General features: G+C 57.4%; 11 protein-coding genes and 1 pseudogene. 7 read left to right on the top strand and 5 right to left on the bottom strand.

Annotated elements, in window-relative coordinates; all coding sequences use genetic code 11:
* The 3 genes and pseudogenes from HVA01_RS17145 to HVA01_RS17135 form a co-directional block, all read left to right on the top strand.
* Positions 1-227 (top strand): annotated as a pseudogene (locus HVA01_RS17145) (hypothetical protein); the annotation flags it as partial.
* Positions 228-894: 667 nt separating this feature from the next.
* Positions 895-2,220 carry an aspartate aminotransferase family protein gene (locus HVA01_RS17140; protein ID WP_146876647.1) on the top strand — a complete coding sequence of 442 codons (1,326 nt, stop codon included), beginning with the start codon at positions 895-897 and terminating at the stop codon, positions 2,218-2,220.
* A 42-nt stretch (positions 2,221-2,262) separates the two neighbouring features.
* On the top strand, positions 2,263-2,829 hold the full coding sequence (locus tag HVA01_RS17135) for a carboxymuconolactone decarboxylase family protein (RefSeq protein ID WP_146876645.1): 567 nt from the start codon (positions 2,263-2,265) through the stop codon (positions 2,827-2,829).
* Positions 2,830-2,867: 38 nt separating this feature from the next.
* Here the strand turns inward: HVA01_RS17135 and argA are convergent, their stop codons facing one another.
* The 3 genes from argA to HVA01_RS17120 form a co-directional block, all read right to left on the bottom strand.
* Positions 2,868-4,181, bottom strand: coding sequence for an amino-acid N-acetyltransferase (gene argA, locus HVA01_RS17130; RefSeq protein WP_146876643.1), 1,314 nt, complete (start codon positions 4,179-4,181; stop codon positions 2,868-2,870).
* Between the two features lie 187 nt (positions 4,182-4,368).
* Entirely contained in the window at positions 4,369-5,634 is a 1,266-nt protein-coding gene (locus tag HVA01_RS17125; RefSeq protein ID WP_146876641.1) for an inorganic phosphate transporter, read from the bottom strand.
* 10 nt (positions 5,635-5,644) lie between these two features.
* The gene (locus tag HVA01_RS17120; protein ID WP_146876639.1) at positions 5,645-6,325 is read right to left on the bottom strand and encodes a TIGR00153 family protein; all 681 of its coding nucleotides are present in this window, start codon (positions 6,323-6,325) and stop codon (positions 5,645-5,647) included.
* 117 nt (positions 6,326-6,442) lie between these two features.
* Here HVA01_RS17120 and HVA01_RS17115 point away from each other — a divergent pair, with 117 nt between their 5' ends.
* The gene (locus HVA01_RS17115) at positions 6,443-7,357 is read left to right on the top strand and encodes a CYTH domain-containing protein (protein WP_146876637.1); all 915 of its coding nucleotides are present in this window, start codon (positions 6,443-6,445) and stop codon (positions 7,355-7,357) included.
* A 66-nt stretch (positions 7,358-7,423) separates the two neighbouring features.
* Positions 7,424-8,311 carry an ion transporter gene (locus tag HVA01_RS17110; protein WP_146876636.1) on the top strand — a complete coding sequence of 296 codons (888 nt, stop codon included), beginning with the start codon at positions 7,424-7,426 and terminating at the stop codon, positions 8,309-8,311.
* Positions 8,312-8,412: 101 nt separating this feature from the next.
* On the opposite strand, the gene HVA01_RS17105 is transcribed toward HVA01_RS17110, so the two are convergent.
* Positions 8,413-9,036 carry an L-threonylcarbamoyladenylate synthase gene (locus tag HVA01_RS17105; RefSeq protein ID WP_146876634.1) on the bottom strand — a complete coding sequence of 208 codons (624 nt, stop codon included), beginning with the start codon at positions 9,034-9,036 and terminating at the stop codon, positions 8,413-8,415.
* Positions 9,037-9,159: 123 nt separating this feature from the next.
* The gene (locus HVA01_RS17100; RefSeq protein ID WP_170243545.1) at positions 9,160-10,074 is read right to left on the bottom strand and encodes a PHP domain-containing protein; all 915 of its coding nucleotides are present in this window, start codon (positions 10,072-10,074) and stop codon (positions 9,160-9,162) included.
* A gap of 150 nt (positions 10,075-10,224) precedes the next feature.
* Here HVA01_RS17100 and HVA01_RS17095 point away from each other — a divergent pair, with 150 nt between their 5' ends.
* Positions 10,225-10,524, top strand: a complete 300-nt coding sequence (locus tag HVA01_RS17095) for a YciI family protein (protein WP_146876631.1) — start codon at positions 10,225-10,227, stop codon at positions 10,522-10,524.
* A 190-nt stretch (positions 10,525-10,714) separates the two neighbouring features.
* Positions 10,715-12,751, top strand: coding sequence for a bifunctional tRNA (5-methylaminomethyl-2-thiouridine)(34)-methyltransferase MnmC2/FAD-dependent 5-carboxymethylaminomethyl-2-thiouridine(34) oxidoreductase MnmC1 (gene mnmC / locus HVA01_RS17090; RefSeq protein WP_146876629.1), 2,037 nt, complete (start codon positions 10,715-10,717; stop codon positions 12,749-12,751).
* The last annotated feature ends 26 nt before the right edge of the window (positions 12,752-12,777 follow it).

Here is a 12,777-nt window from a genome sequence, read left to right as displayed (position 1 = left end):
AACGCGAAGCCGTTAACATGCTCAAGATTAGGCTGAACGAAGAAGACAAGGAAGCCCGCAGGGAGCTAAAGAAAGCGGAAGAAGTCATGGAGAAGACGGATCGAGTGGTGGCGGATTCGGCTGCAGCATCAGCCACTGAGTCGCTTTACTCCTCGATAGGGCAATTACTCTCTTCTTCTTTAAATGACGTTTCTGTATCAACGACCTCAATCAACATAGAGGTTTAGCGCCTTGGTCGACCATAGCAAAGCGCTAGACCTGTTTTAGGGGTGTCTCGACATAGTCGATTGGCACTTTTAAAAGCAATTATTTAAAAGCATGAATTAAAAACAGGCTCTTCGTCATTCGGTATAGAATTATTTCTGACAGCCTGACAGTTGACCTGTGGGAGGTAGCTTTAGCTCGCGACCGTTTAGGCTGCCAGCGTTGGCTTAGTGGTTTCTGTCTCAACCGTGAGGCACAAAATGTGCCGATTAATATTAAATCCACATTAGATGACGAACAACCTAAAAAAATGGGCTATTCGTCCTTTCATGTGGATTTAAGATTGATCGGCTATTTCCTATCTCACAGTTGAGATCGCAACCACTAAGCCAGCTATCTGTTGTGGGAGGCCGCTTCAGCGGGCGAAAGGTGCCGAAGGCACCCCCTTGGCTTCATCATGCTAGGAGCCCAAACATTCGCGAGCTGAAGCTCCCTCCCACGGGAGCCATTATCATGCTGGAAGAATGAATTCCACACTGGGTGACGAAGAGCCAAAAAATGACTTAAAAACATAGATCCGTATGTTTCATACTATATTGGAACGATATCCTTGCTACAAAAAGCTATACGGGTACGCCAATCTCGTTACCCTATCAACTTCTCACCGTTTAATGATCAGGGAAAGGATCCATGACGCGTATTCTTCACCGCGGTATCGGCGCTGAGCTGCCTTATGCAGCGTCGGCGCAGGGCGTCTATATCACCGATACCACGGGGCGGCGCTACCTGGATGGCTCGGGCGGCGCGGCGGTCACCAGCGTCGGTCACGCCCACCCCGAGGTGCTGGCGGCCATGCGCGCGCAGATCGATAGCCTGTGTTACGCCCATACCTCCTTCTTCACTACCGATGCCGCCGAAGCGCTTGCCGAAAAGCTGGTGGACTTAGCCCCCGAAGGGCTGGATTACGTCTACCTGGTGTCGGGTGGCTCAGAAGCTGTTGAAGCGGCGCTGAAAATGGCCCGGCAGTACTTTGTAGAGATTAATCAGCCCCAGCGGCGGCATATCATTGCCAGGCGCCAGAGCTACCACGGCAATACCATCGGCGCCTTGGCAACCGGTGGCAATGCCATGCGACGCCAGCAGTTTCAGCCCCTCCTGCCAGAAACCCACCATGTATCGCCCTGCTATGCCTATCGCGACAGGGCTACCGACGAGTCACCGGAGGCCTACGCTGCACGGCTTGCCGAGGAGCTTGAGGCAAAGATTCTAGAACTTGGCGCCGACGAGGTGATGGCCTTTGTTGCCGAACCCGTCGTCGGTGCCACCTTAGGAGCAGTGGCCTCGGAGGCGGATTACTTCAAACGCGTTCGGGCTATTTGCGATAAATACGGCGTGCTGCTGATCCTCGACGAAGTAATGTGCGGCATGGGCAGAACCGGCACGGTATTCGCCTGCGAACAGGATGGGGTAACGCCGGATATCGTCACCATTGCCAAGGGGTTGGGCGGCGGCTATCAGCCTATCGGCGCGGTGATGTTATCGGCCAATATCTACGCCAGTTTTGCCAATGGGTCTGGACTGTTTCAGCATGGTCATACCTATCTTGGTCACCCTGTCGCCGCCGCGGCTGCTAACAAAGTCGTTGAGATCATCGCACGGCCAGAGACACTGGCGAACGTTAATGCCATGGGGGCGAGACTGCAGAGCGGCCTTGAAGCAGCGCTCGGCGCATCACCCCATGTGGGCGACATTCGCGGCAGGGGCTTGTTTCGCGGTATCGAGCTCGTGGCAGATAGGGAAAGTAAGACGCCTTTCGATCCGGCGCGAAAGCTTCACGCCAAAATCAAACGCCAAGCCATGGCGCGTGGCCTGATCAGCTACCCGATGGGCGGCACCGTTGATGGCATTTACGGTGACCACATCTTGCTGGCACCACCCTATATCATTGAACCTGGCGAAGTAGATCTGATCATTGAGCGTATTGCCGAGGCCATAGAGGCCGCCATCGCAGAGTAATAAAACAACTATCTCAAATAACGATCTGACTGGAGCTCACCCATGACACCGTCTCCCTGCCCGCCTATTTCCGATGCCGACTGGCCTGAGGAAATCGCTGATTTACGCGAAAGCTTTGCTGGCGCACTCAACGTCTATCGCACCATGGCCCACCACCCGGCTTTGCTTGAAGCATGGGCGCCCTTGCGACAACACGTTGTTAAGGAGAATGCGTTAGGCCCGGAATTGACCGAGGTGGTTATTTTACGCGCGGGTTTGCGTATGGGGGCGGCTTACGAGTGGGTCCATCATGTTAGTCGAGCACTTTCTCTGGGGTTCTCCGAAAACCGGATCAATGCCATTCGCGGCAACCCTGAAGGCGTTGACGGTCTTATCGTCAACGCCGTGGATGCGTTATTCGACGAGCGCATGCTGGCCAAGGAGCAGGAAGCAGAACTTGCCGAGGCGATCGGGCGCAAGGCGGTGATCGACCTGATCGCCATGGTGGGTTTCTATTCGGTGCTGGGCTATCTGCTCAAAACCTACGACACACCGATTGACGACGCTATTCAACAACAAGCGCAAAACAGGCCAGCGCTATTTTCAATAGCGCCAGAATCCACCTCATAAACCAGCTGTGCTAACGGTTTCCCCTTTTAACAAGCGAGTTACGTTAGCTGCTTGACCAGCACCTTTGATTTACGGGCATGGTTGTAGGTTTCGCGTTTCAGCGGCGGTAGGTCTTCCAGGCTGGCCGAACGGAAGCCGCGCTCCACAAACCAGTGGGCGGTGTGGGTGGTGAGCACGAACATTTCATTTAAGCCGCGCTGGCGGGCGCGGCGTTCCAAGGCTTCCACCAAACGCTCGCCGCGTTCGCCGCCACGATAGTTGTCGTGTACCGCCACGCAGGCCAGCTCGGCAATGCTGGTGTCGGGGAATACGTGTAGCGCGGCGCAGCCAATCACCATGCCATCACGCTCGATCACCATATAGTCGTCAATCTCATACTCAAGGCGCTCGCGAGAGCGCGCCACCAGCATGCCCCGCCGCTCTAGCGGCTCCAGCAGTTCCAATAGGCCCGCTACATCGTTGAGCGTGGCCGGGCGCAGCTGTTCGTAGCGGTGCTGGGTGATCATGGTGCCCACGCCGTCGCGGGTGAACAACTCACCCAGCAAGGCGTCGTGGTTGTGCCAGGAGAGCAAGTGCGTGCGCGCCACGCCTTCCCGCGCGGCGGTGCAGGCAGCCTGCAGGTGGCGGGCAAGCTCGCTACCCGGTACGGCGTTGGTTAAACGCGGCTCCGCTTCCGCTGGTGATAGCTGGCGCAGCAGCGCGCCCTGCTCATCTTCCAGCCCTTCGGACTCACCCAGCAGAATCAGCTTGTCGGCTTTCAGCGCCACGGCAGCGTGCTGGGCGACCTCCGAAGCATCCAGGTCAAACACCTCACCGGTGCTGGAGAAGCCCAGCGGCGGCAGCAGCACCAGCGAGCCTTTTTCCAATAGGCCTTCAATGGCGCTGGCGCGTACCCGGCGCACTTCACCGCTGTGGTCAAAATCCACCCCCTCACGCACGCCAAGCGGCTTGGCGGTCACCAGGTTGCCAGAGATCACGCTGAGTTCTACGCCGTGTAGCGGCGTGCTAGGCAGGCCCAGCGACAGCCGTGCTTCCAGCCACAGCCGCTGGCGGGCGGCAACCTGCTCTACATGGGCCATCACCGCTCGGTCCGCCACCCAGCGGCCATCAATACGCGTGGGTTCAACGCCCGCGGCGGTAAGCGCTTCATGCACCTGGGGACGAATGCCAAACACCACCACCAGGCGCACGCCAAGCGTATGCAGCAGGGCCAAGTCCTGAATCAGCTGCTCCCCTCGGCCAGACGCCATCGCTTCGCCTTCAATTAAGATGACAAAGGTTCGTCCCCGGTGCGCATTAATATAAGGGGAAGCGTTACGAAACCAATCAACAAAGGGGAAGCGCGTATCCAAGGGCCGCTCTCCGGCAGCAGGTGAAAGAAAAATCAGACGTTTATCATATCCAATCCGGTTACTTTACCAGAGCACAAAAAACAGCGGCACCTTCTAATGCAAATCTGCGCAATCTAATGCAGATAAACATGAAGATGCCGCTGTGCTGTTACCGCTTAGCCACGTCTAAACGCATTCGAGCCTGTGGCTAGCCGAACATGCCTTTGAACATAAAGAAGAACAGAATCGCGAGACCCGCCCCGGCGGGCAGCGTGATCAGCCACGACATCGCAATGGTGCCGATCACCCGCAGGTTGAGCGCCGCCATACCGCGGGCCAAACCAACCCCCAGAATCGCACCTACCAGGGTGTGAGTAGTGGAAATCGGCAGGCCAGTGCCTGACGCCAGTACCACCGTCGTGGCCGCCGCCAACGTAGCGGCAAAGCCACGGCTGGGGGTAAGTTCGGTAATACCGGTACCCACGGTCGCAATCACTTTATGGCCATAGGTGACCAGGCCCACCACGATGCCACTGCCACCGAGTACCAGCACCCACCAAGGCACCAGCGCAGAGCCGCCAATTTCACCGCCGGTTTGGACCACGCTAATCACTGCCGCCAGGGGGCCAACCGCATTCGCCACGTCATTAGAGCCGTGGGCAAAGGCCATGGCACAGGCAGTGAAAATCATCAGCACGCCAAATACGCGCTCAACGTTAGCGTAGCCAAAGTGGTCGTTCGCGTTGTGCTCGAACTTGATGCGGCGTTGCATCAACAAGCCAATCCCCATAATCACTACGCCCAGCAAAATCGATAGCAGCAGGCTTTGATTAAAGGTCAGCTCAAGGCCAACATGGCTTAACCCCTTGGTCAGCGTCACCATTGAAACGATAAAGCCCACCAGGAACACATAGCCCGGTACGTAGCGTTTAGCGGCGGTAAACGGGTTATCATTTTCAAAGATAAGATGATGCACCGATTTAAACAGCACAAAGCCAATCGTCCCTGCCAGTAAAGGGGAAACGACCCAGCTAGCCGCAATCGTGCCCACAGCGCCCCAATCTACCGTTGATGGGCCTAAACCGGCGACCGCGAAGCCAACAATCGCGCCGACAATCGAGTGCGTAGTGGAAACCGGCCAGCCCTTCATAGACGCTACCAGCAGCCAGGTACCCGCAGCTAGCAACGCTGCCAGCATGCCGTATACCAGCAGCTGCGGGTCTGCCTGCAATAGCTCTGGGTCAATAATGCCTTTGCGGATGGTGTTCGTGACTTCACCGCCGGCTAACCAAGCACCCAGAAATTCAAAAACAACCGCGATCAATATCGCTTGTTTGATGGTGATCGCTTTCGACCCCACCGAGGTGCCCATCGCATTGGCCACGTCATTCGCGCCAACGCCCCAGGCCATAAAGAAGCCAAACAAACAGGCCAGAATAATGAAGATTTCACCGTACTGGGCAATAATCAGCATGAAGCTCCCCTTAGCGGGCGGTCAGAATCTGCAGACGGCTACCCACGCGCTCGGCGCGGTCGGATAGTTCGCCAACCCATTCAATGATCTTGTAGAGAAACATCACATCGACGGGGGGCAACTGGCTCTCAAGGGAGAACAGCTGACGACGGATAATCACCTGCTGGTCATCGGCCTGGTGTTCGAGGGTGTGCAGCTCGCGGATCATTTTCTGCATCACATCGGCGACGTTTTTGCCAAAGCCAGACTCCAGCAGGTCCTTGAGTTCTTCCAGCGCCTGACGCGCTTGAGCAACACAGGCAACACTGGTGCGAATGTAATCACGCATGGGCTCAGCCAGCTCATCCGGCACGCGCATTTTACGCCCCAGCATAATGCCGGTAATGTCGCGTACCTTATTGGCAATTTTGTCCTGTACGCTGATCAGATCGAGCAGGTCAGAACGCGAGACGGGCAGGAACATGGTATTGGGCAGGTTCAACCGCAGCTCGGTTTTCAGCGTATCGGCGTCATGCTCTAGGCGGGTGACATTTTCGCGCAGCTCAGCCGCGGTGTTCCAGTCATTGGCAAGGGTTGCTTCAAAAAACGGCAACAGCTGATCGGCACATTCATTCGTCTTGACGATATGCGCCAATAACGGCTGGAATGGCGAGCGGCCAAACATCGAAGAAAAAGGATTGGAGGTAACCATAAAGCCTTTTAGCCTGTTTTCGGGGAGCCTGGAAATGGCGGCGCCAGTATAAAGAGTGCATCCGCCGACGTCATTAAATCTTCATCTAAATGTCACCATACCGAGGTAGCAAGCACCATGAAAACCCCAAACCCAATGGAAGTGGAGCTTAAGCTGGCCCTCGCCCCGGAAGGGCCAACCGCGCTTACCCAACACCCGCGCCTCGCGGCTGAACCGGCGCGCCTGCAAACACTGACCAACCGCTACTTTGATACGCCTGAGGGCGATTTAGCCGAGGCACGCATTGCGCTGCGTCTTCGCCAAGTGGACGGCCAAGTACTGCAAACGGTGAAAACCGCCGGCCAGGGTGGTGGTGGGCTTTCTGAACGGCAGGAGTGGGAGTGGCCGGTGGCCGGCCCGCAGCTGGACCTCGCCTCGCTTGCCGAACTTCCTCCTTTTCAAGGCGAGCTCAGCGGTGTGCTTGATGCCCTAGCGCCAAAATTGAGTACCGATTTCACACGGCGCAGCTGGCAGTTAACCGATGGCTTAGCAATCCCAGGCTCAGCCAACCAGAGTAGCCATATCGAGCTGGTACTCGATGAGGGCGAGATTAATAGCGGCGGCTACCGTACGCCGATCCGCGAGGTGGAGCTGGAGCTAAAGAGCGGCGAACCCGAAGCGCTTTGGACGCTAGCACTCATGCTTGCCGAGCAAGTGCCGCTGCGCCCTTCGGATAGCAGCAAGGCGTCTCGCGGCAATGCACTTAGCGACCAACACTGGCCGTTGCCCGAAGCAGACTCCCCGGCCGAATGGCTGCACCGCGCCACGCTTGCGCTGGACGCCTACCACGATAGCCAGCAGGCACGCTTTCTTAGCGACGCCCAGCAGGCGTTGACCACCCTCGCCGATCACCCCGAACTGGAAGACACTGCACGCCGCTATGCCCAGGCGCTTCCCAGCGGGCTCAATGAGTACGGCCAGCCTAATACGACTTATGGCAAAGCGGCATTGGCACTTGCCCATCGCTTGGCGTATCAAACCGCGCTAGGCTAAAGGCCTAGGCGCCGTGGTTAAACACTGGCATCAGGACGGCACTCAGGCCCACTTCAGGATGATGCGATGAATTTACACTTAACCCCTGGCGGGGAAGGCCTGCGTACCCGGCTGTTCCACATCATATTCGAGTCCGACACGCCGGGCGCTAAAGCCTTTGATATCGCTTTGATTGTGGCGATCTTATTAAGCGTGACGGTGATCCTGCTGGACAGCGTTGCAGCGTATTCTGAGCGCTACGGAGAGCTATTCTTCTATCTTGAATGGGCTTTCACGCTACTGTTCAGCATTGAGCTGATGTTGCGCATTTACTGCCTGGAAAAGCCGACGCTCTATTTAAAAAGCTTTTACGGGATCGTCGACTTGATTGCCGTGTTGCCCACATGGTTAGTGCTTTTGGTACCCGGCGCCCACGGGCTGGTGATTGTTCGTTTGCTGCGGGTACTGCGCATTTTTCGTATTCTGCGCCTGATGGAGTTTGTTGGTGAAGCACGCTTGCTGCTGGATGCCCTGAAACGCAGCATGCGCCAGATTTTACTGTTTTTTAGCGCCATCTTGATGGTCATCACGCTGTTCGCGGCGCTGATGTACACCATTGAATCCCCTGAGGCGGGCTTCACCAGCATTCCGATGTCGATGTACTGGGCCATCGTCAGCATGACCACTGTCGGCTACGGCGATATTGTCCCGGCAACCTCGCTCGGCAAAACCATCACTATGATCCTGATGCTACTGGGCTACTCGATTATTGCCGTGCCCACCGGGGTATTCTCAGCCCAGGTAATTCGTTCGCTTCGTGAAGAGCGTTACTCAGATGAAGCCTGCCCCGGCTGCGGGCATGAACGCCATGAAAAACGTGCCCGCTACTGCCTGCGCTGCGGCACCTGGCTCGACGAACATAGCGAAGACCCGCGCAAGAAAGCGGAAGACAAAAACACCCCCCAGGACAACTAGGGCCTGTTGACAGGTCCCGCCAGTCAGATCATGGCACTAGTGGGAGGTAGCTTCAGCGCGCGACCCTTATAGGCTGCCAGCATGACAGCCTTCCTCAGCAGCTAAATCTGGAAGGGCGTGATATCGCCGCGCCCTTCGCGGATGATTTTCGGCGGTAGTTCGCGCAGGTCGATGACGCTAGTGGGGTCTAAATGGCAGGCGCCGCCGTCGATAATGGCATCCAGATGGGCGCCAAAACGCTCGCGGATCTCTTCCGGGTCGTTCATGGGCAAATCATCGCCCACTGGAATCAGCGTGACGCTCATCAATGGCTCGCCCAGCGCTGCCAGTAACGCGTGGGTAATGCGGTGATCTGGCACGCGCACGCCAATGGAACGACGTTTGGGGTGCAGCAACAGGCGCGGCACTTCCGAGGTGGCATCCAGGATATAGGTATAAGGCCCTGGCGTATGAGCTTTCAGCAGCCGAAACACGTCGTTATCAACTTTGGCATAGGTACCGATCTCCGATAAATCAGAACACACCAAGGTAAAATTGTGTTTATCGTCCAGCGAGCGCAGCCATTTAATCTTCTCAATGGCTTTTTTCTCACCCAAATGACAGCCTAAGGCATAACCCGAATCGGTGGGGTACGCCACAACGCCCCCTTGACGGATAATCGCAATGGACTGATCAATAAGACGTTTTTGTGGGTTTTCCGGATGAATCTGAAAATACTGGCTCATTAGTGTCTCCTGTCCGTAGGCTCTACTCTTACCTCTTACCTCTTACCTCTTACCTCTTACCTCTTACCTCTTACCTCTTACCTCTTAGCGTACACGTATAGCATAACGTAAACGCTTCGCGCGTCATCCCGCCGCTAGTATTCCCGCGGGCGCATCACGCAAGTGTAGCAAGCGCGGGTGCTGCCAAATAGGCGCTGCCGCCGTGCGCGGTATCAGGCTCATACTGCCCGGCGCCGCATGGCTCCCAGGGAAATGAAAGTCGCTGCCCATGGAGGCGTATAAATCGCGCTCGACCAACTGGCGCGCCAGGTCACGGGTGCTATCCGGGTTCTGTTGGCCGCTGACCAGCTCCACCGCTTGGCCGCCCGCCGCTTGGAAGGTATCCATCAACAGGCCACGCTTGCGCCGGGTTAAGCCATAGCGCAAGGGATGGGCAATCACCGCAACGCCACCAGATTCCACGATCCAATTCACGGCCTGACTAATTTCCGGCCAGTGGGCTTTCACATCGCCCTTTTTGCCGCTGCCCAAATAGCGCTTAAAAGCGCTCGCCCAGTCGGGTACTAGCCCTTCGGCTACCAGCGCGCGGGCGAAATCAGGACGGCCCAGCGGGCGGTCGCTGCCCGCTAGCTCGCGGGTTTTTTCCAGCGCGTTGTTTAAGCCGGCTTTTTCCAGCCGTTCGGCAATCACGACCGCACGCTGAATACGCGCCTCTCGCTGTTGCACCAGACCCTCTACCATCGCGCCCTGCAAGCCGCCAGGCATCAGGGCAACCACATGGATATTGACGCCCTGCCAGCGTGTGGATAACTCACAGCCGGGGACAACACAAATGCCTGCTTGTGCAGCCGCGCGTCCCGCCTCTTCGATGCCGTCCATGGTATCGTGGTCGGTGAGCGACATGTGCGTTAGCCCGCGCTCAAAGCACAGTGCTACCAGCTCGGTGGGGGTTAACGCGCCATCTGAAGTGGTCGAGTGCATGTGCAAATCAACCGGGTAGCGCTGATCGGCATCAAAGGTATAAGGAAGTCGAGACATAAGCATGACGCCGTGTGGTCAGTTTGTCAGAATGTGCTTTTCAGCCGTGAACGAAGCGTTCGTAATGGGTAAGATATGGTGCGCGCTTATGCCGACTCGGTCAATTACCGGTCACTTTGCATCCTCGTTTAATCAAGGAGTTAACCTCACATGCTGTACGCCATTATAAGTGAAGATGTGCCCAATAGTTTAGAGCGTCGCTTAGCGGCCCGGCCCGATCATTTAGCGCGTCTGGAAACGCTGCGCGATGAAGGCCGGGTGGTATTGGCAGGCCCTAACCCTGCTATCGACACTGACAACCCTGGCGACGCTGGTTTTTCCGGCAGCCTGATAGTGGCGGAATTCGACAGCCTGGAAAGCGCCAAGGCGTGGGCCGATGCCGACCCCTACATGATCGCCGGGGTGTATGCCAAGGTAGTGGTTAAGCCTTTCAAAAAAGTCTTCCCTTGACCCGTTAGGACGAGTGTGGAAAGTCCGTCGGCTTCTTCACAGAGCCTGTGGAAAACTCTGTGTAAACCCGGCGGACGCTTTGCGCTAAGCCAGAGATTACGCCAGTGCCGACAAATTGATCATTTTTTAACCAACTTGTCATTTCTCCTTCATCATTAACGCCCACGCCATCAACACGAAGGATACCCGCTTGACCCAAGGTCTCAACGCTTTACCTCCACTGGCGGCATTAACCACCCCAACGCTAACCTGGAACGAAGGTGCGCCGCACTCGGCAGCGTTTGACGATGTCTATTTTACAAGGGGCGATGGTCGCGCAGAAACCGAGCACGTGTTCCTGGGGGCCAACCATCTGCCCCAACGCTTTGCCGCCTGGGAAGCCGCGCGGCCCTTTGTGATTGGCGAAACCGGCTTTGGTACTGGGCTTAATATGCTCTGCGCTTGGGCCTGCTTTGAGCAGCATGCGCCCTCCTCTGCACGACTGCATCTGTTATCCACAGAGAAATTTCCCCTTGCGCGTGAGGCGCTTGAACAAGCCTTGGCGAGCTGGCCTTTGCTTGCCGGTTATGCACAAACACTCTGCGCTCAGTGGCCCGCCGCGGTCAGCGGCATTCACCGCCTGCACTTAACCGAGCGTGTGACCCTGGACCTCCATTTTGGCGATACCACTGAGCGCCTGGAGCAGCTGGATGGCCAGGTCGATGCCTGGTTTTTAGACGGTTTTGCGCCTTCTAAAAACCCTGACATGTGGCAACCTGAGCTGTTTCAAGCCATGGCCGCACGTTCCCGCCCCGGCGCTACTTTCGCCACCTTTACCTGCGCGGGCATCGTCAAGCGGGGCCTGAAAGCGGCGGGTTTTAACTGGCAGAAAGTGCCGGGCTACGGTCGCAAGCGGGAGATGCTAGCGGGCAGTATCGAAACCCCGCCAGCGGATCAGCGGAGGCAGTCCACGCCCTGGTTTACTCCACCGACACCTGCTGCATCGGCTAAGCATGTTGCGACGCACGTTGCGACGCACATTGCGATAGTCGGCGCCGGGCTGGCGGGAAGCAGCGTGGCCGCAGCGCTGGCGCGGCGAGGCATGAAAGTAACGGTTATTGAGCGCGAGGCCCCCGGCGCGGGCGGCTCGGGTAATCGCCAGGGCGCACTCTACGTTAAGCTCGCCGCTGAGACCAACCACCAAAGCCGGGTTTATCTGGCTGGGCTGCTTTACAGCCAGCGCTGGCTGTCGCAGCAACCGGCTAACCCAACCTTGTGGCAACCCTGCGGCTTAGTGCAGTTAGCAAGTAGCGATAAAGAAGCGCGCCGTCAGCAGCGTTTTATTGATCAACATCCGCTGCCCAGCGAGGTGGTCACAGCAATGGAGAACCCGGCGTTAACCGAGACGGCGGCAATCACTATCGAGGCGTCCCACGGGCTGTATTATCCACAGGCGGGCTGGGTTAGGCCCAAGGCGCTGTGTGAGCACTTACTTAGCCAGCCGGGTATCACCTTGCAGCAGGGCGATGTTAGTTCGCTTACCCAGCGCGAGAGCGGCTGGCTGCTGAATTTGGCCGACGGTAGTACCTTTGAGGCCGATCAGGTAGTGATCGCCAGCGCCCATTTGGCCAACCGCTTTGCGCAAACATCGGAGCTGCCGCTGCAGTCGGTGCGCGGCCAGATTAGCGAACTGACGCTACCCGCTGGAGTGGCGGGCCCAAAACGTGTGGTGTGCGCCGGAGGCTATGTGGCACCAGCCCTGGATGGTGTACTGACGTTTGGCGCCAGCTTTGTCCCCAATAACGCCACTACCGAGGTGACGGTTGAAGATCATCAGCGCAATATCGATGAGCTACGCCAGACGCTGCCCGCGCTGGTAGAGGCGTTGGAGCGAGCAGGGGTTGAGCTGGCGCCTAAACACCTCAAGGGTCGCACGGCGGTGCGAGCGGCAAGCCCGGATAAAACGCCTTACGCCGGGCCAGTGCCGGTGGCAGACGCGTGGCGGGCGGACTATGCGCTGCTGAGCAAGGATGCCACCCGCGTGGCGGATAAGCGCGGAGAACACTACCCAGGCCTGTGGATATCCACCGCCCACGGTTCGCGCGGATTGGCCAGCGCGCCGCTCTGCGCCGAGGTGATTGCCTCACGGATATGCGATGAACCGATGCCCCTGGAAGCGCCACTGGTCGATCACCTGCACCCAGGGCGACGCATTATCAGCGCGATTATTCGGGGCGGGAACACTTAATCGGCAAATATGCCAACAGCTATGGT

Origin of the sequence: Halovibrio variabilis (assembly GCF_007991175.1) — a bacterium.
GTDB lineage: Bacteria > Pseudomonadota > Gammaproteobacteria > Pseudomonadales > Halomonadaceae > Vreelandella > Vreelandella variabilis.
The sequence above is the reverse complement of the archived record's forward strand: the minus strand, read 5'-3'. Positions and strand labels throughout refer to the sequence as shown.